This window comes from Paenibacillus sp. 2TAB19 (assembly GCF_052115185.1).
Classification (GTDB): domain Bacteria; phylum Bacillota; class Bacilli; order Paenibacillales; family Paenibacillaceae; genus Pristimantibacillus.
Genome location: NZ_JBFRGE010000017.1, coordinates 1 through 17,586, shown reverse-complemented (window position 1 = coordinate 17,586; position 17,586 = coordinate 1). Strand labels below are relative to the sequence as shown.

The following is a 17,586-nucleotide window of genomic DNA, read 5'->3' as shown; positions in this document are numbered from 1 at the left end:
ATTCAACTATTCCTCAAAACATCCATCCTCTCCTGCAAACCTTCCAAAACCTTTTTTGGCACCTCCCTAACCTTGATATCTTCACCTAGAAAAAGCATCCAATTTGTTATTTCAGTCAATTCCTCCGCATGATGAACATTTACGAAAGTTTTTAGAATAGCCGTCGTTTGATAAGGATTCGTATAGGAAATGGAAATTTTTAAAGGATGGTACTTTTTAAACTGGGCAATCGCCTTTGGACCAAGTTCGAGGATGAGGTTAATCGTTTCTTCCTGCTTGCTTAGTTGTTCTACAATCTTTTTCTTGCTTATTCTTTTTTTCACGGGGTATGGTTTGACATCGGTGAGGTTGTCGACTGGAATAATCCGCCTCTTTTCATCCACTAGATCGAAGCCTTCAATTTGCCAAGAGTTTTTTTCACGATATAGGCGCATGAGATAGATAGGATAAGATTTTATTTCCCTACCTTCTTCAACGGCAACCACTAAGTAGCAGTCAGTAAGAAGGTTTTGGATGAGTTGTTCCAGCATGGGATGGGGCAGATCCGATAGATCAAGCAGGTCAGGATTGTGGGGGTTGGTACCTTCGAAGAGCAAGATTTGATTTAACAGAACAAGATCATCTTGCTGGTTCTGAGAGATGAGACCGAGCAATTTTTCAGCTAAAGAGTGGCGACTCTTGAGATACGGGAGTTGCAGATTTCGTGTGGCCATGAAGGCGATAAAAAGAGCCTTAATCTCATTGTCGGTAAAGCGGACAGTGGGCAGCACGGAGTTTTTCATCACAAAATATCCCCCGTCCCTCCCGACTTCGGCGACTAGAGGCATTCCCATTGCTTCAATTTCCCTAATATCTCTAATTGCCGTCGAACGGGAGATATTAAACTCATGCATGATTTCCGAGATGGTAAAATGGGCGCGGTTGTTGATGTACCGCATGATGATGTTAATCCGTTCTACTTTTTTCATCGCGACCTCTAAACAGTATCATATTTTGACATGGTTTATCGTTATTATAAACCCATCAAGTAAAAAAACAAATCACTTGGAGGAATGAAAATGAGTACGATCATTGGTAATGAAAAAATGGCGAAGGTTGAATCACGCACTATTGGAAGGACGGCAGCCTATTGGACCGTCACGATCATTCTCGCATTCTCTATTGCATTAAGCGGGATCGGACAATTGATGCGATATGGCGGCAATGTCGATTTAGTGACCGATATTGGTTTCCCGTTATATATCACGAACATTCTCGGAGCTTGGAAATTGCTTGGCGTCATTGCGATCGTCATGCCAGGTTTTCCCCGCCTTAAGGAATGGGCTTATAGCGGTATCTTTTTTCTAATGACGGGTGCGGCCTTATCTCACGCGTTCGCTCATGATTACGGTGATGGTGGATTCCACGTTATTCTTCCGCTTTTCTATGCTGCGCTTGGCATCGCCTCCTGGGCGCTGCGTCCAAAAAGCCGCAAACTTTAATGGGCAGCGATTTTTTCAAAGAATCTAATAAACAGTATCACATTTTGACATGATTTATAGTTATTATAGATTTATCAAGTGAAAAACAAATCGATGAATCAATTCAAAAAAAGGAGTGTTTGATTATGGCAGCGTATACCCTTGAGGAAAAAGACAGTTTTATCGTTCTAGGAATCGGCACGGAGCTGAAGAGCGATTACACGGATTATGCCGGTATGAACAAGGAGAAGGAAAACTTTTGGCAGGCAGTGGAGCAGGATGGAAGGCTTGGCGCTTTGAAGGCCATTGCCACGAATGACTACATTTTTGCCGTGAATGAAGCTGTAAATCACAAGATGATGTATTATGCCGGCGTCATGACAGAAGGATCGGTACCGGAAGAACACAGAGTTATTCAATTCCCGAAGGGTCAATATCTAGTCGTTAAAGGCGAAGGAAATACGGCCGAAGAGATGAGCAATAAGCTTACCGGCATTGCCTTTGGCCAAGCCTTACCGGAAGCCCAGAATTTCGCCTATGTTGGCGGACCCAATGCAACGGTTGAGATGGGACAGCGAGACGGCATCGTATATGGGGAAATGTGGATTCCCGTTGTTAAAAAGTAAACGAGATGTAAAGCTCACAAAAATTTTAGGAGGGATGAGAATGTCCTATATCGTTGACTTTAAAAATGTGTCTACGGTTGGTCTGGAATCTTCACCGGTAGCAGAAGCGCTTGCGGGACTGCGTGCGAATGAAGGCCGTTACTTTATGAACAAATATAAGCATGAATTTACGGTTGTACCAGCCAGCGAGAGCCATGAGACGCTTGAATACGTACATCGAATTTTGAAAGAAGAACGTGATATCGAGTTTGCGGCTAAACCTTTAGAGACGTCGCAGCTTCAAGTGGAAAATATTAAATGGACCTTCGTCTTTTATGAGGATGGTCTAGCGGTTAACGTCTTGTATACGGTTGATGACCCTAAGAAACGGGCAGTTGGCTTTAAGCTATCCGAGGGGATGGAAGTGCCTAAGGAGTTGGAAGAGAAGAAGTTTAAATTTGCTAGACAGAAGTCCAAGCTGGCTGGGACAATTCGAGGTTCGTTTTTTGTCATCAAAAGAGAATACTGAAGCAAGCAACACTTAGAATGAAGCGACCACTTCTGTGCGTTCGATATAGCCCTTGCTCCATGAGCAGGGGCTTATTGAAATATATGAAAGTATAAGATAGGACTCAGGTTGAACGGATTACTTCAAATGCGTTTTTTTACTAACGGATCAACAAGTAGCATTAACTATTAGAGTCTTGCTGCTTGTTCAAGAGGCGATCGCTTACTTGGGTTAGAAATGTTGACCACCTAGCTTGAAAATCGTGATCGGTCGCATCGCATCCGGTAATGAACTTGGTGATATTGCTGAATATAATGGGATAAATAGTTAAAGAGGTTATTGCCAGCGTCAAAAGTTCAGGTTCGATCTCCGACGGAACAATCCCTTTTTCCTTTTGAACTTTCCAGTACTCGACGTAAGATTGAAGGGCAAGTTCCCCTCCTTTATTCCAAGACGTTGGCTCTGCCCAAGATTCAAGTGCTTCCCAAGCAGCGAACCTAATAAAGTCTGCTCTCGCCTGGCTGTTGACCCTGTAACGATGCTCGGCAATATTAACGGGGTTATCAGGGATTTGCGAAACCCACTCTGGCTCGCTAGTTGCAGAGTTAGCCAGAACGGCTTCAAGCAATTCTGCTTTTCCCTTGAAGTAATGATAGATCAATTGTTTCTTTACCCCAGCGTTTTCCGCGATCGACTCGATCCGCGCCCCCTTAAACCCCTTGGCGAAAAACTCTTTTTGTGCAGCTTCAAGAATATTTTTTTGCGTGCGTTCCGCATTACGTACTTCTCCCATACGGCTGAGCCTCCATACCTGATCTATTAAAGTTAAAGCCATCGTAGTCCATTATTGAAAGGGCGTCAAGTTATAACTTTACAGATATCAAATTATAACTTGACATATGTAAAGTTATAACTTACCATTTGGTCAGTAGTTATTAAAGGGAGGTAATTCATATGACCATATTTTCGATCGTGATTCAAAGCATGTTAATTTTGTACTATGTCTTTTCGGGTTCTGCTAAGATTGCTGGGGCCAAGTACTGGGTTGATATATTCAACAATCTGAGAATTCCACAATGGTTTCGCGTTGTCACGGGAATCGTTCAGTTAGTCGGAGCTGTAGTACTTGTTTGGGGCTATTGGGCTGAAGATGTAATCGCTTGGGGAGCTATTTGGCTTGGAATTACGATGATCGGGGCACTTCTCGCGCACCTAAGGGTCAAAGATTCGATTGGCAAAACAATGCCTCCGGTTGTGTTTCTTCTGTTAATCATTGTTTTAACCATCATGAATGCGGAGAATGGCTGACTGAGTAGTATATCTAACCCGTATCCGATTCTCCGCTGATCGTACCGATCGGGCGTCATTATGTGTATGCTTAAGCCGCCGAGGCAATCCGGCGGTTTTTTTATGAATGATGACCAGCGACTTACGAACAATTTATTCTCTAGGCGTATTCATTCCGCAACAAGGGCGAACAATAGACTTGGAAAATTCACCATGAGATGCGATGGGAATACGAAAGGAATAGGTTGTCTATGTGGAGTCAAATGAGGGATTGGGTCAATAAGCGTTCGCCTGCCCAAGTGATTACTGGGTATTATTTAGGGGCAGTTATCGTATCGATTCTATTGTTCAGTATCCCGGCTGTTCGTAAACCTGGCGTTACCGTTACTTTTTTCGACACCGTCTTTACGGCCGTCAGTATTGTAAGCGACACAGGGCTCGGCGTATTTAATGTTACGGAAACCTACAGCGTATTCGGATATTTCGTCATTATACTTGTATTGCAATTCGGGGGTATCGGCATTATGGCGATGAGCACGTTTTTTTGGCTCCTGTTTGGTAGGAAAATCGGATTGCGCGAGCGCCGTCTGATCATGGTGGATAATAATCAGTTCGCTATATCGGGATCCCCTAATTCCGTAGGCGGCGGTATCCGGACGACCACTTTCGCTTTGAACATATTGTTTATTTATCACTTTGCAAAAGGAAACCGCTCCATCAGAGTATTTAACCGTGAGCTTCATCCGGACGATATATTGAAGTCGCTAGCGATCTCGTTACTCGCGATTGTCTTATGTTGCTTATCGGTTATCTCGATTTGCATTACCGACAGGCAGCATCCGCTTATTGCTATTGTGCTCGAGGTTTGCTCCGCCTTCGGCACGGTTGGCTTGTCTACGGGGATTACTCCGGACCTTAGCATTATTGCGCAATGTATACTCATGATTCTGATGTTTCTCGGAAGAATCGGCTTAACGACCTGCTTATATTTCATTGGCGGCGGCTTAAACGATGCAAAATTCCACTATCCTGTAGAGAGGGTAATGACGGGTTAAAGAAAAGGCCATCCCCCAAAGGATGGCCTTAAGCTTGTCGTTACAGACTTATGCGGTAGGATGGGGTACGCAGACGTCTCTTATGGCGTTCATTAATAATAACGTTGCCTTCCCCAAAAGGTTTTTATCTTTATAAACGATGCCTACGCCGAGGACGGGGTTCAGGTCGACGAAGGGTCTGATGACCGAGGAGCCCTCGAGCTCCAGACCGCTGTAAATCGGAACAATGCCTACACCAAACTCTGCTTTAACCATTTGTTGAATCACAAAGAAACTTCCAACCTCGATGCACGGGAAAACGTTCTGACCGGTTGGACAAAACGCCCTTTCCCAAAGCTCTCGATAGACACAAGTCGGTTCTTTGACCAGAACGGTTAGCCCCGCGAGGTCGCTCGCTGTGATGCTATCTCGTTCGGCTAGGGGATGATTCACATGTAACATAACACCTAATCGTTCCTCGATCAGAGGCTCAAACTCCAGCATGAGATTGGCGGGCGGAGCCGAGCATATGCCGAAGTCCAGCTCGCCGGCTCGAACCCTGTCCATGATCGATTTGCTGCCGCCCACTTCCATGGTTAAGTCCACTTTCGGACGTGTCTTGCAAAAGTCGGCTATAACGGTCGCCAGCTTCTGGCTTGCGATAGGCTCGATGGCGGCGAAACGAACGGATCCGTCATCACCGGCCGCGATATCGGAGACGGTCTGTCTCATGGATCCGACCGACTTCAGTAAAGCCGAGGCCTCATGATGGAGCCATCGGCCTGCTTCAGTCACGCTCACGCGCTTGCCGTCGCGCACGAATAATGAAACGCCCAGATCAGCCTCGAGGCGCTGAATCTGGAGAGTTACCGTAGAAGGAGCATATTGGAGTTCCTCGGCAGCTTTCTGAAAATGGCCAAGACGCACGCAAGCTTCGAAGGTTTTTAAAGCTCGAAGATCCATTTTCATCACCTTTGGTTTAATAATTATGAATAATTCATTCATATAATTCAATTTTACAAAACATTCCCTCAAATGTACACTTGGGACAACAAGTTATTTGTTGAGAGAATGGAGCAATGGGGATGAGGTCGGCATTCAACTGGATTACTTTGTGGGCATCACTTTTATTTGTCGTCATTCTTGGTTTTTCTCGACTCTCCTATGGCATGTTTTTGCCGGGGATTCAGAGGGAGATCGGAGGAAGCTACAGTCAACTGGGTATATTAGGCACGGTCAACTTTATTGGTTATTTGATCGGAACAATAGGTCTATCGCCTTTGATCTCGCGGTTCCCGCATCGAAAGCATGTCATTAATCGGGTGACTTGTTACCTGCTCGGATTGGCCATGATTGGCTCGGCATTTAGTGATCATTTCGCTCAGCTCGGGCTATGGCGGTTCGTTATTGGCTTATTATCGGCTATCGCCACAGTGTTAGTCCTGTCTATTGCAATGGAAACCGTTCGACCGGAGGAAAGAGGAGTGGCGTCGGGTCTAATATGGCTGGGCGGTTCCGCCGGCATTCTAGCGACGGGCTTATGCGCCCCCTTCACCATAGACCCTTCACACTTGGAGGGCTGGAGGTATGCTTGGATGGCCATGGGCGTGTTTGGCGTCATTGCCGCATTCGGTTTTGAGTTCGTTACAGGGAAGCGGGGATACGCATCAATACGCTCGAGTGCGGAATCGGATCCGCAAGACCAAGAACGCGTGAATGTGTACCGTCTCTTGTTGAATCCGAAGAAGCATTTGTTCTTAATCGGTTCTTATTTCTTCTTTGGCGCTGGATACATCATCTATTTCACGTATTTGATTCCCTACTTGGTGAGCAAAGGCATTCCGTCTCTCTATGCCGGATTGATCTGGTCTGGTATAGGCTTTGCGGGCTTATTTAACGGATGGATCGGAGGGAAGGCCATMGACCGCTGGCCGAGTGGATATACGCTTGCTGCGGGATTAACATTGGGGACGATCGGTGTGATTGGCGTAACCACCAACAATATGGTTTTTACGGCATTGGGCGCTGTTACGATCGGGCTGGTCTCCTTTATTACCCCTCCGCTGATGACGACCGCGCTTCTTCGGCGTCATGTCCCTCAACACGCTTATGCGGCATGCCTCAGCTTAGCCACTGCCTTTTTTGCTTCCGGTCAGATTATGGGTCCCATCGTTGGCGGTGTTGCGGTTGGAAGGTACGGCTTGCAAATCGGCGTCGCATCCAGTGCGATCTTTATGGCGATAGCCGCAGCGCTGGCTGGTGTATATGGATATCGACAACGAAAGCTTAATAGCCAAGGTGTTACTCGGGAGATTAAAGTTGAACAAAGAGGAGAGACGACAAAATGGTGAATTCTAGTCAAAACGGCTCGGCAATAAGGAAATTTTTTTACTCCGATCATATTCGGCTGTCTTATCTAGATTTTGGCGGGGATAGCGAGCGAGTGCTCGTGATGTTGCATGGGTATATGGCTAATGCAAGATCATTCTCGGAGCTGGCTGTGCGCTTTAAAGATTGGCGGGTTATTGCTATGGATCAACGAGGACACGGTTGGAGCGACCATCCTCCTGGGAAGGAATACGCAAGAGAGGATTACGTGGATGACATTCTGAATCTGATTCAGTCAGAGCTTGGAGGGCAGCCGGTCACGATTCTGGGGCACTCCTTGGGCGGGTTGAATGGTTATCAGTTCGCGGCTCGTTATCCGGAATTGGTCAAAGCCGTTATCGTGGAGGATATCGGAGCGGAGATTAATGCCAACTTTTCCTTTGCCGACAAGCTTCCCTTCCGCTGCGCTTCCTTAAAGGAGCTGAGAGAATCGCTTGCAAGCGTAGGGCTCAGGGCGATCGACTATTTCGCCGAAAGCGTGTTGGAGGATGAACACGGTTGGGGATTCCGAACGGATCTGAAGGGACTGCAAGTATCCGTTCCTCAGTCCAACGGGGTGTGGTGGGATGATTGGCTCGGCTCGAGATGCCCAATCATGCTTATTCATGGCGGTAAGAGCTTCATTCTGGATACCGAGCAAGCAAGACGAATGGAAGAGCGAAGACCTGGCACTAAGCTTATCGTGTTCGAACAATGCGGACACGGTGTCCACTCCGAGGATTTGAACGGTTATTATCACGCAGTGAACGATTTTCTAATGGAATTAAAATAAGGGAGGATATGGTCCTTCCAAGGAGGGGGAGGTCACCCTTTGGAGTGACGCCCCTGCTTGGAACAACTACTATTCCACTTCGATGGCTTTTACCGTTTCGCCCTCGATTAATACGGGCTGGTAGTAGGTGGTGGTGGGCAAGTCCTTTTTGCCTTGTAAATTTTTAATGACCCAGTCCGCTGCGTCACGTCCCATTTGTTCTTGGGGGTGCGTTAACGTCGTGAGCTGGATATTTGCGTTTTTGGCGATATAGGAATTGTCTTGGCCAATGATGGATAGCTCGTCCGGAATGGAAATGCCCAGTTTTCTGCAGACATGTACGACTTCCAAGCCTACTTCGTCGTTGTAACACACAAGCGCAGTCAATTCCTCCCGATTGTCGTTCAGATACACTTCCAAGTTAGCGGACAAGTCCGGCTTCGTCTCCGTATCGAAAGAAAGCACATGCTCTTGCTGGAACCGTAATTTGGCTTCTCCAAGAGCTTTAATAAATCCCTTCATTCTAAACTTCCCTTGCAAATCATCCATTTTCGCAATGATGCCGATCTGGGTATGTCCTTTGGCAATCAGCTCCCGGGTTGCGAGATAGCTGGACTGCACGTCATCCAGGCAGAAGAAAGGAACTTCCAATTCTTCATAATAGGCATTGATCATTGTGAAAGGAACCTCTTGTTCCTTAAAAGACAGGTAGTATGCGATATTAGGGTTATATACATTGCTTCTGGTAGGTTCAATAATCAGTCCATCCACGCCGTAGGACAACATCATTTCCAACGCTTTTTTTTCTTGGGTGATATTATTATTCGTACTGGCTAACAGCAAGGAATAGTTATCTTCATTTAATCGGCTTTCAATGCCGCGGATAATGGAGGGAAAGATGTAATCCGAGATATAAGTCGTGATGACGCCGATCGTTTTATTTGTGGCCTTCGCACCGGTTCTAGAACGGTACTGGCTGCTGACGTACGTGCCGGAACCCCTCTCGCTTCGCAGAAAACCCTCGTTTTGCAACTCCAGTAAAGCTTTTCGAACCGTCTGCCGGCTAACGTTATAGCTCTCCTGCAAAGCAAGCTCCGAAGGGATTTTCTCCCCTGCTTTGTACGTTCCAGAGAGGATATCACTTTTGATATCTTCAATAATGAGCTGGTACTTTGGCTTCATCTATTTCACTTCTTTCATTATTGGCTGAAAAAGTTGTACGTACATATTCTAGCATGAATTGCCTAGAATGCAAATACACTGGCCTCAATTGCGATTTTAATGGTACAAGTTCCGTGCTTGATCTTAGGAATCGACCATGATTAGGCGAGTAAAGACGGGACAGTGACTCATGTTAGTATAACTATTAGACTATATTGACAAATGTACGTACAGAAAATATACTAAGGCTGTCAGCGAGAGAAAGCGCCTTCTTCCGGTCGAAGATAGCGATAGGAGCGGGTTCATATCATGCAAACCGCGAACAGAGAGGGGATATATGTGATCATGAATCATGTAGACTTGAAAGAAGCGATAACCAAGGGTGAAACTTCGCTCGGTATCGAATTCGGATCTACGCGGATTAAAGCGGTTCTAATCGATCGTCGTTTCGAGACGATCGCATCGGGAAGCTTTGAGTGGGAAAATCGTTTGAAAGACGGATATTGGACATACAATCAGGAGGATATTATTACAGGCCTCCAAACCGCATATCGCGAAATGAAGCAGGAAGTACAACAAAAATACGGAGTTACCCTTCAAACCGTCGGATCAATCGGGTTTTCCGCTATGATGCACGGCTATATGGCCTTCGATAGCACAGGTGAACTGCTGGTACCATTCCGGACTTGGCGCAATGCAACGACCGGCGCGGCAGCAAGAGAACTAACGGAGTTGTTCCAATTCAATGTTCCCGAGCGATGGAGTATCGCCCATTTGTATCAAGCGATATTAAACCAAGAGGAGCATGTGCCTCGCATTGATTTCGTAACGACGCTGGCTGGTTATATCCACTGGCTGCTGACTGGCAATAAAGTAATTGGCATTGGAGATGCTTCCGGCGTCTTCCCTATAGATGAGTCAACCCATAATTACCATCCAACGATGGTTAAGCAATTCGATGAGTTAATCGCGGCGAAAGGTTATCCGTGGCAGCTTAACGACCTTCTTCCGAAAGTGAATCTATCCGGCGAGCAAGCTGGCGAGCTCACGGCGGCGGGAGCTGCCATTCTGGACCCGGCCGGGGATCTGCAGTCCGGCATTCCGTTCTGTCCTCCTGAAGGCGATGCCGGTACAGGCATGGTAGCGACGAATAGCGTCAAGAAGCGTACGGGCAACATTTCCGTGGGAACTTCGGTTTTTGCAATGATCGTACTCGAGAAAGAATTGTCCAAGGTGTATCCGGAGATCGATATGGTCACGACGCCGGACGGCAGTCCGGTCGGCATGGTGCATGCGAACAACTGCTCCAGTGATCTGAACGCTTGGATGGGACTGTTCCGTGAATTCTCAGAAGCGATGGGTTTCAATGTGGATTCGGGCAAATTGTTCAGCGTGCTGTTGGGCAAATCTCTCGAAGCCGATCCGGACGGCGGCGGTTTGCTTAGCTACGGCTATCTCTCTGGCGAAAATATTACGGGATTGGATAAAGGCCGCCCGTTGTTCGTTCGTTCGCCTGAAAGCAACTTTAATCTAGCCAACTTCATGAGAACGCATCTATTCACGGCTTTCGGAGCGCTCAAGCTGGGCATGGATATTTTGACGGAAAACGAACAGGTGGCTATCGACAGCATCTTGGCTCACGGCGGACTCTTCAAAACTCCAGTCGTTGGACAAAAAGCGTTGGCCGCTGCGCTGAACGTTCCGATCTCGGTTATGTCCACGGCCGGAGAAGGCGGGGCATGGGGCATGGCGCTTCTAGCTTCGTACATGACGGGCAAGGATCAAGGAGAGAGCTTGTCGGACTTCCTCGAGCAGAAAGTGTTCAAAGATGCCGAAGGACAGGAGATAGCTCCTGACGCCACCGATGTACAAGGTTTCCAAACCTTTATCAAACGATATCAAGCAGGCCTTGCCATTGAACAAGCCGCTGTAGACCATCTGCTAGAGAACGGGAGGGACTAACGTTGTTAGAACAACTGAAAGAAGAGGTATACCAAGCGAATCTTGACTTGCCGAAGCACGAACTCGTGAAATTCACTTGGGGCAATGCGAGCGCCGTCGATCGGGATAGCGGCCTGTTCGTCATCAAACCGAGCGGAGTCAGCTATGAAAAGATGAAGCCGAGCGACATGGTCGTTGTAGATCTAGACGGCAAGGTGGTCGAGGGTGATATGAGACCTTCCTCCGATACTGCGACTCACGCCGTGTTGTATAAGCATTATCCGCAAATTGGCGGTATCGTGCATACCCACTCGACTTGGGCAACCATCTGGGCGCAAGCGGGACTCGATGTACCCGTCATGGGAACGACGCATGCGGACACCTTCTATGGCGCTGTGCCATGCGCACGCTTCTTGAACCAAGAGGAAGTTGACCGTGGATACGAAGCGGAGACGGGTCACGTTATTATCGAAACGTTCGAGAAGCGCGGATTGGATGTCATGGCGATTCCGGCTGTTCTGCTGCAAGGTCATGCGCCTTTCACTTGGGGAAAAGACGTGAAGTCGGCGGTCGTGAACAGCGTCGTGCTGGAGGAAGTGTGCAAAATGAATCTGTACKCGCGGCAATTGAACCATTTTGCCAAAGAGCTTCCGCAAGGCATTCTGGATAAGCACTACCTTCGCAAACACGGAAAAGATGCCTACTACGGGCAGAAGTAATAGCTTTAGCCATTATAAAATACAGAAAAGAGGATGATTAAGATGTCAACAACAGCAGCTAAACAATTTTGGTTCGTCGTAGGTTCGCAGCATCTGTACGGAGAAGAAGCGCTCGCTGAAGTAAAAGCTCATGCGCAGACGATGACGGATGCCTTGAATAATAGCGGGGTGCTCCCATATCCGCTTGTCTTGCAAGATCTGGCGGTAAGCGCGGATAAAATTACAAGCATTATGAAAGAGGTCAACTATCGCGACGAAGTGGCGGGTGTCATCACGTGGATGCATACGTTCTCGCCTGCAAAAATGTGGATTCGCGGTACGAAATTGCTGCAGAAGCCTCTGCTTCACTTGGCAACGCAGTTCAATGAGAGCATTCCTTGGGCAACGATCGACATGGACTTCATGAACCTGAACCAAGCCGCTCACGGCGACCGCGAATACGGCTTCATCAATGCCCGTCTGAAGAAACAAAACAAAATCGTTGTAGGCTACTGGGAACGTGCGGAAGTGCAGCAGCAAATTGCGGATTGGATGGACGTAGCGGTTGCCTATAACGAAAGCTTCAACATCAGAGTAGCCCGTTTCGGCGACAACATGCGCAACGTTGGCGTAACGGAAGGCGACAAGGTCGAGGCTCAAATTCAATTCGGATGGACTGTCGACTACTACGGCATCGGCGACCTCGTACAATACGTGAATGGCGTTACGGAGCAGGAAATCGATGATCTGATGGGCCAATATGCGGAGCTCTACGACTTCGATTACGGCACGAACAGCAAAGAAGCTTGGGAAGCAAGCGTCAGAGTCCAAGCAAGCTATGAAATCGCCCTTAAACGTTTCTTCGAGGAGAAAGGTTATAATGCCTTCACGACAAACTTCGAAGACTTGCATGGCATGAAACAGCTTCCTGGTCTTGCTGTCCAACGTTTGATGGCGCAAGGCTACGGCTTCGCCGGCGAGGGCGACTGGAAGACGGCTGCGCTTGATCGCTTAATGAAAGTGATGAGCCGCAATCAAAACACGGGCTTTATGGAGGATTACACGTACGAGATGGCAGCCGGTCAAGAAGCCATTCTGCAATCCCATATGCTCGAGGTAGATCCGTGTCTGGCAAGCAACAAGCCGAAAATCATCGTTTCCCCGCTCGGAATCGGCGATCGCGAAGATCCGGCACGTCTCGTATTCGACGGTAAAGCCGGCGAAGGCGTCGTTGTATCCATGGCTGACTTCGGCACTCATTATAAATTATTGATCAACGAGGTTWCCGCATTCGAGCCGACGGTTCCGGCTCCTAACCTTCCTGTCGCTCGCGTCCTGTGGACGGTGAAGCCGAACTTCCAGGATGGCGTAAGAGCTTGGATCGAGAATGGCGGCGGCCACCATACCGTCGTTTCCTTGAACCTGACGACAGACCAGATCGTGACTTACGCCAAGCTGGTTAACTTGGAATACGTCGTCATTAAGTAATCTATAAATAAAGGTTGAAAAACCGTTTCTTTCGTAAATGGGCGATTGTATGCCTATTTGCAAAGAAACGGTTTTTTTTAGAATATTCTCATATGCAAGAAGGGTATTCGGATTATTCTTACTTGTATTTCACCAGTAAAAATTTTCTATTTGAATCGTATTTGTTATATTATTTGTAGATAAGTGGATTAATTTGAAGCTGGAGGATGGAAATGTCCTATATCGTTGATTTTAAAAATGTGTCTACGGTTGGTTTAGAGTCTTCGCCTGTTGTAGAAGCGCTTGCTGGTTTACGTGCCAATGAAGCCCGTTACTTTATGACCAAATACAAGCATGAATTTACGGTAGTACCGGCTAGCGAAAGTCAGGATAGCCTTGACTATGTGAACCGAGTTTTGAAGGAACGTAATATTACGTTTGCGGCCAAGCCTTTAGAAACGTCGCGTTTTCAAGTGGAAAATATCCAATTTACCTACGTCTTTTATGAGGACGGGCTTTCGGTCAATGTCATGTATACGGTGGATGACCCTAAGAAGCGGGCGATTGGTTTTAAGCTTTCTGAAGGCATGGAGGTACCGCAGGAGTTGGAAGGGAAGTTTAAGTTTGCAAGGCAGAAGTCTAAATTAGCCGGAACGATTCGGGGCTCGTTTTTTGTAATTAAAGGGGAGTATTAGATAGCCGCCTTCTTTCAATGTTTTCACTGCCAACCGTTTTTTGTGCTTGCACCTTACGTTACGTCATGTTTTACAATGGAGCTACCGGGACTTAGCTAGCGCCAAAGAGTGGAGATGGTTCATGAAGAGAAATTGGAAGGTCGGAGATCTCGCCAAGTTGACGGGTCTTACCGTACGAACCTTGCGGTTTTATGATCAAATCGGGCTGTTCTCTCCGTCCGGGCAAACGGAATCCGGCCACAGACTGTACAATGAACGGGACTTGTCGCGCTTGCACCAGATCTTATCATTGAAGGAGCTGGGCCTGTCGCTCGAGGAGATTAAGTCGGTTTTGGTTGGCGGGCAGTACAGTCCGCTTGAGATCGTGGGCCTGCAGATCAACCAAATCAACGAACAAATCAAACAGCAGCAAAAACTTTTGGAGCAGCTCAGACATGTATCCAAGCTGATGCAGGGCAAGGCGGAATTAACGGTTGAAGATTTCACCGGCCTTCTGCAAGCGATGAAGACGGGATTTGACAAACCGATCATAGAACGGCAAACGAGTTGGACACGGCATTTGGATCTATTGGGAGATTTTCTAGTTCAGGAAAGCGGAATTCCGAAACATGAGGAGGAAAATCAATGAACGAACGATTCGTCAAGCATGGCACTTTCGTCGTCGAGCGAACTTATGCCGCTTCGCCGGAGAAGGTTTATCAGGCCTGGGCCGATCCGATTGCCAAAGCCAAGTGGTTCTCGAAGCCGGATATCTTCGATTTCCGGGTTGGCGGGCGCGAGTACAGCAGCGGAGGGCCGCCCGAAGGGCCGATCTTTACCTTCGACGCCTACTACCAGGAGATTGTTCCCGAGCAGCGCATTGTTTACACATACAGCTTGGATTCGGGGGACACGCGTATCTCCGTCTCGATTACAACGGTCGAGCTTATTAAGGTGGAGAGCGGTACGAAGCTGATTTTCACGGAGCAAGGGGCGTTCTTTGACGGACACGATACGGCGGAAGTGCGGGAGCACGGTACAAATATCATGTTGGACGCACTGGGTAAAGCAGTGGCCTGATTATAAACATACGTGAGTGGAACGCAAAAAGCCTTAACCCTTCTTATGCAGCAGGGTTAAGGCTTTCGTTATTCATTAAGCTAGTCTTGTCTTAAAGTCATCATAGCCAAACTCGCGAACGACGCGGCAATTGCCGTCTTTGTCCTGCACGGCGATGGCCGGCAGCGGCATGCCGTTGAAGGTGTTGGTCTTGACCATGGAGTAAATCGCCATATCTCCAAACACGAGTCTGTCGCCGTTCTTTAGAGGCTGATCGAAGGAATAGTCTCCAATGACATCGCCCGTCAGGCAGGTTGGACCGCCAAGTCGATAAGTGTAAGGCTTCTCGCCTGCTTCGCCCGAACCGAAGAGCGGCGGACGGTACGGCATTTCCAGAACATCCGGCATGTGACATGTCGCCGATGTGTCCACGATAGCGATCTCAATGCCGTTCTTATGGATATCCAGAACGGAGGTGACCATATAACCCGCGTTAAGCGCGATGGCTTCTCCGGGTTCAAGGTAGACCTTTAAGCCGTACTTATCTTGCATTCGCCGAATGCAAGCCTCGAGTCGCGGGATATCGTAGTCTTCTCTTGTAATATGGTGACCGCCGCCAAAGTTGATCCATTCCATCTGCGGCAACCATTGCCCGAATTTTTCTTCGACCGCATTCAGCGTAGTCTCCAAAGCATCCGAGTTTTGTTGGCAGAGGGTATGGAAGTGCAGTCCCGATACGCCTTCCAGCAGTTCTGGCCGGAAATTCTCAAGATTCACGCCGAATCTGGATCCTGGCGAGCAAGGGTCATACATTTCATGTCCTTCTTGAGTCGAGCACTCCGGATTGATGCGAAGGCCCACTTTTCTGCCGGCTGCAAGAGCTTTGGCTTTATACTTCTCCAGCTGCGAGAAGGAGTTGAAAATAATATGGTCGCAAATGGCTATAATTTCGTCGATCTCGTCTTCACGATAGGCAGGGGCAAAGACGTGATTTTCTTTGCCCATTTCCTCGTGACCAAGCCGCGCTTCGTATAATCCGCTCGCGGTCGTGCCGCATAAATATCGTCCGATTAGGGGATACATCGCGGTCATTGAAAAAGCTTTTTGCGCCAGTATGATCTTAGCTCCCGTACGCTGCATGACGCCGTTCAAAATGGTTAGATTCTTCTCGATGAGCGCTTCATCGACTACGAAACAGGGTGTCGGTAATTCCTCGAACCGCATATTAACGAACGAGCTCCGGTTTTTTTGTATCTTCAGGCAATGCGTCAACTAGCACCGGGTTAAAGTCTTCTACCCATGGAAGTCCCCATTTGTTCAGCTCTTCCATGAATGGATCAGGATTGAACTCTTCAACATTGTATACGCCTGGTTTATTCCATTTGCCAGTCAAGACCATCGCCGCGCCGATCATGGCAGGTACGCCAGTTGTATAGGAGATAGCTTGGGAGCCCACTTCTCTATAGCACTCTTGGTGATCACAAATATTGTAGACATAATAAGTTTTGTCTTGGCCGTCTTTTTTGCCTTTGAAGATGCAGCCGATGTTCGTTTTGCCAACCGTACGTGGTCCCAGGGAAGCTGGGTCCGGCAGGATAGCCTTAAGGAATTGAAGCGGAATGATTTGTTTTCCTTCGTATTCGATCGGCTCGATGGAAGTCATTCCTACGTTCTCAAGCGCCTTCAAGTGCATGAGATAGCTTTGGCCGAATGTCATGAAGAAACGGATACGTTTCAGTCCAGGCATGTTTTGCGCAAGAGATTCAAGCTCTTCATGGTAAAGCAAATACATATCTTTCTCGCCGACTTCAGCAAAGTTATAGCTGCGTTTGATTTCCATCGGTTTCGTTTCGATCCATTCTCCGTTTTCCCAATAACGTCCGTTAGCGGATACTTCACGGATGTTGATCTCCGGGTTGAAGTTCGTCGCGAACGGATAGCCGTGGTCGCCGCCGTTGCAATCTAGAATATCGATATATTCGATTTCGTCAAAATAGTGCTTCAGCGCATAAGCGGAGAATACGCCAGTTACGCCTGGGTCGAAGCCGCTGCCGAGCAGAGCTGTGATTCCAGCTTGTTCAAAGCGCTCGCGGTAATCCCATTGCCATTTATATTCGAACTTCGCCGTATCTTCCGGCTCATAGTTAGCTGTATCCATATAGTGAGTCTTAGTAGCCAGGCAAGCATCCATGATCGTCAAATCTTGGTAAGGCAGAGCTAAGTTCATGACGATATCCGGTTTGACTTCGTTAATCAGAGCGATCAACTCGTCTACGTTGTTTGCATCGACCTGTGCTGTCGTAATTTTGGTTTTGCCGCCGTCCAATTTCGCCTTCAGTTCATCGCATTTGGACTTCGTACGGCTGGCAATACAAATTTCTTCGAATACTTCGCTGTTTTGAACGCATTTATGAATTGCTACTGCTGCTACGCCGCCGGCGCCAATGACTAGTGCTTTTCCCATTTCTCGATCTCCTGACCCAAGTGAATTTTTTAATTCAAAATAAACCAACAAAAAAAAGCAAGCGAAACACGCACCCATGCGCATCACAC

Annotated in this window: 19 protein-coding genes; 13 read left to right on the top strand and 6 right to left on the bottom strand. The window is 47.6% G+C overall.

The window, feature by feature from the left end:
* Positions 1 to 2: 2 nt before the first annotated feature.
* Positions 3 to 968 carry a helix-turn-helix transcriptional regulator gene (locus AB4Z33_RS10045; protein WP_442049808.1) on the bottom strand — a complete coding sequence of 322 codons (966 nt, stop codon included), beginning with the start codon at positions 966 to 968 and terminating at the stop codon, positions 3 to 5.
* 90 nt (positions 969 to 1,058) lie between these two features.
* Here AB4Z33_RS10045 and AB4Z33_RS10040 point away from each other — a divergent pair, with 90 nt between their 5' ends.
* The 3 genes from AB4Z33_RS10040 to AB4Z33_RS10030 all read left to right on the top strand — a co-directional run bounded on the left by AB4Z33_RS10040 (position 1,059) and on the right by AB4Z33_RS10030 (position 2,594).
* Entirely contained in the window at positions 1,059 to 1,481 is a 423-nt protein-coding gene (locus AB4Z33_RS10040) for a DoxX family protein (RefSeq protein ID WP_442049807.1), read from the top strand.
* A 125-nt stretch (positions 1,482 to 1,606) separates the two neighbouring features.
* Positions 1,607 to 2,086 carry a GyrI-like domain-containing protein gene (locus tag AB4Z33_RS10035; RefSeq protein WP_442049806.1) on the top strand — a complete coding sequence of 160 codons (480 nt, stop codon included), beginning with the start codon at positions 1,607 to 1,609 and terminating at the stop codon, positions 2,084 to 2,086.
* A 40-nt stretch (positions 2,087 to 2,126) separates the two neighbouring features.
* Positions 2,127 to 2,594: a phage tail protein gene (locus AB4Z33_RS10030; RefSeq protein WP_442049805.1), complete on the top strand. Its 468-nt coding sequence runs from the start codon at positions 2,127 to 2,129 to the stop codon at positions 2,592 to 2,594.
* 160 nt (positions 2,595 to 2,754) lie between these two features.
* On the opposite strand, the gene AB4Z33_RS10025 is transcribed toward AB4Z33_RS10030, so the two are convergent.
* The gene (locus AB4Z33_RS10025; protein ID WP_442049804.1) at positions 2,755 to 3,366 is read right to left on the bottom strand and encodes a TetR/AcrR family transcriptional regulator; all 612 of its coding nucleotides are present in this window, start codon (positions 3,364 to 3,366) and stop codon (positions 2,755 to 2,757) included.
* 161 nt (positions 3,367 to 3,527) lie between these two features.
* Here AB4Z33_RS10025 and AB4Z33_RS10020 point away from each other — a divergent pair, with 161 nt between their 5' ends.
* Both AB4Z33_RS10020 and AB4Z33_RS10015 read left to right on the top strand, forming a co-directional pair.
* Positions 3,528 to 3,881, top strand: a complete 354-nt coding sequence (locus AB4Z33_RS10020) for a DoxX family protein (protein WP_442049803.1) — start codon at positions 3,528 to 3,530, stop codon at positions 3,879 to 3,881.
* A gap of 230 nt (positions 3,882 to 4,111) precedes the next feature.
* On the top strand, positions 4,112 to 4,915 hold the full coding sequence (locus AB4Z33_RS10015; protein WP_442049802.1) for a potassium transporter TrkG: 804 nt from the start codon (positions 4,112 to 4,114) through the stop codon (positions 4,913 to 4,915).
* Between the two features lie 48 nt (positions 4,916 to 4,963).
* On the opposite strand, the gene AB4Z33_RS10010 is transcribed toward AB4Z33_RS10015, so the two are convergent.
* Positions 4,964 to 5,899 carry a LysR family transcriptional regulator gene (locus tag AB4Z33_RS10010; protein ID WP_442049801.1) on the bottom strand — a complete coding sequence of 312 codons (936 nt, stop codon included), beginning with the start codon at positions 5,897 to 5,899 and terminating at the stop codon, positions 4,964 to 4,966.
* A gap of 80 nt (positions 5,900 to 5,979) precedes the next feature.
* On the opposite strand from AB4Z33_RS10010, the gene AB4Z33_RS10005 reads away from it, so the two are divergent.
* Positions 5,980 to 7,245: a YbfB/YjiJ family MFS transporter gene (locus AB4Z33_RS10005; RefSeq protein ID WP_442049800.1), complete on the top strand. Its 1,266-nt coding sequence runs from the start codon at positions 5,980 to 5,982 to the stop codon at positions 7,243 to 7,245.
* Positions 7,239 to 8,054 (top strand): alpha/beta fold hydrolase, encoded by an 816-nt coding sequence (locus tag AB4Z33_RS10000; protein WP_442049799.1) that lies wholly within the window; start codon positions 7,239 to 7,241, stop codon positions 8,052 to 8,054. Before AB4Z33_RS10005 ends, AB4Z33_RS10000 begins: the two co-directional genes overlap by 7 nt.
* A 69-nt stretch (positions 8,055 to 8,123) precedes the next feature.
* On the opposite strand, the gene AB4Z33_RS09995 is transcribed toward AB4Z33_RS10000, so the two are convergent.
* On the bottom strand, positions 8,124 to 9,215 hold the full coding sequence (locus AB4Z33_RS09995) for a GntR family transcriptional regulator (RefSeq protein WP_442049798.1): 1,092 nt from the start codon (positions 9,213 to 9,215) through the stop codon (positions 8,124 to 8,126).
* Between the two features lie 324 nt (positions 9,216 to 9,539).
* Between AB4Z33_RS09995 and AB4Z33_RS09990 the strand changes: the two genes are divergently transcribed.
* The 6 genes from AB4Z33_RS09990 to AB4Z33_RS09965 all read left to right on the top strand — a co-directional run bounded on the left by AB4Z33_RS09990 (position 9,540) and on the right by AB4Z33_RS09965 (position 15,054).
* Entirely contained in the window at positions 9,540 to 11,156 is a 1,617-nt protein-coding gene (locus AB4Z33_RS09990) for a xylulokinase (RefSeq protein ID WP_442049797.1), read from the top strand.
* Positions 11,157 to 11,158: 2 nt separating this feature from the next.
* Complete coding sequence (locus AB4Z33_RS09985) at positions 11,159 to 11,854, top strand: L-ribulose-5-phosphate 4-epimerase (protein WP_442049796.1); 696 nt, start codon at positions 11,159 to 11,161, stop codon at positions 11,852 to 11,854.
* A 42-nt stretch (positions 11,855 to 11,896) separates the two neighbouring features.
* Positions 11,897 to 13,321, top strand: a complete 1,425-nt coding sequence (araA, locus tag AB4Z33_RS09980; RefSeq protein WP_442049795.1) for an L-arabinose isomerase — start codon at positions 11,897 to 11,899, stop codon at positions 13,319 to 13,321.
* A 212-nt stretch (positions 13,322 to 13,533) separates the two neighbouring features.
* Entirely contained in the window at positions 13,534 to 13,995 is a 462-nt protein-coding gene (locus tag AB4Z33_RS09975) for a phage tail protein (protein WP_442049794.1), read from the top strand.
* A gap of 121 nt (positions 13,996 to 14,116) precedes the next feature.
* Positions 14,117 to 14,623 (top strand): MerR family transcriptional regulator, encoded by a 507-nt coding sequence (locus AB4Z33_RS09970; protein WP_442049793.1) that lies wholly within the window; start codon positions 14,117 to 14,119, stop codon positions 14,621 to 14,623.
* Positions 14,620 to 15,054, top strand: coding sequence for an SRPBCC family protein (locus AB4Z33_RS09965; RefSeq protein WP_442049792.1), 435 nt, complete (start codon positions 14,620 to 14,622; stop codon positions 15,052 to 15,054). The genes AB4Z33_RS09970 and AB4Z33_RS09965 overlap by 4 nt, the downstream gene beginning before the upstream one ends.
* A 75-nt stretch (positions 15,055 to 15,129) precedes the next feature.
* Here the strand turns inward: AB4Z33_RS09965 and nspC are convergent, their stop codons facing one another.
* Entirely contained in the window at positions 15,130 to 16,257 is a 1,128-nt protein-coding gene (gene nspC / locus AB4Z33_RS09960; protein ID WP_442049791.1) for a carboxynorspermidine decarboxylase, read from the bottom strand.
* Between the two features lies 1 nt (position 16,258).
* Positions 16,259 to 17,497 carry a saccharopine dehydrogenase family protein gene (locus tag AB4Z33_RS09955; protein ID WP_442049790.1) on the bottom strand — a complete coding sequence of 413 codons (1,239 nt, stop codon included), beginning with the start codon at positions 17,495 to 17,497 and terminating at the stop codon, positions 16,259 to 16,261.
* Positions 17,498 to 17,586: the final 89 nt, after the last annotated feature.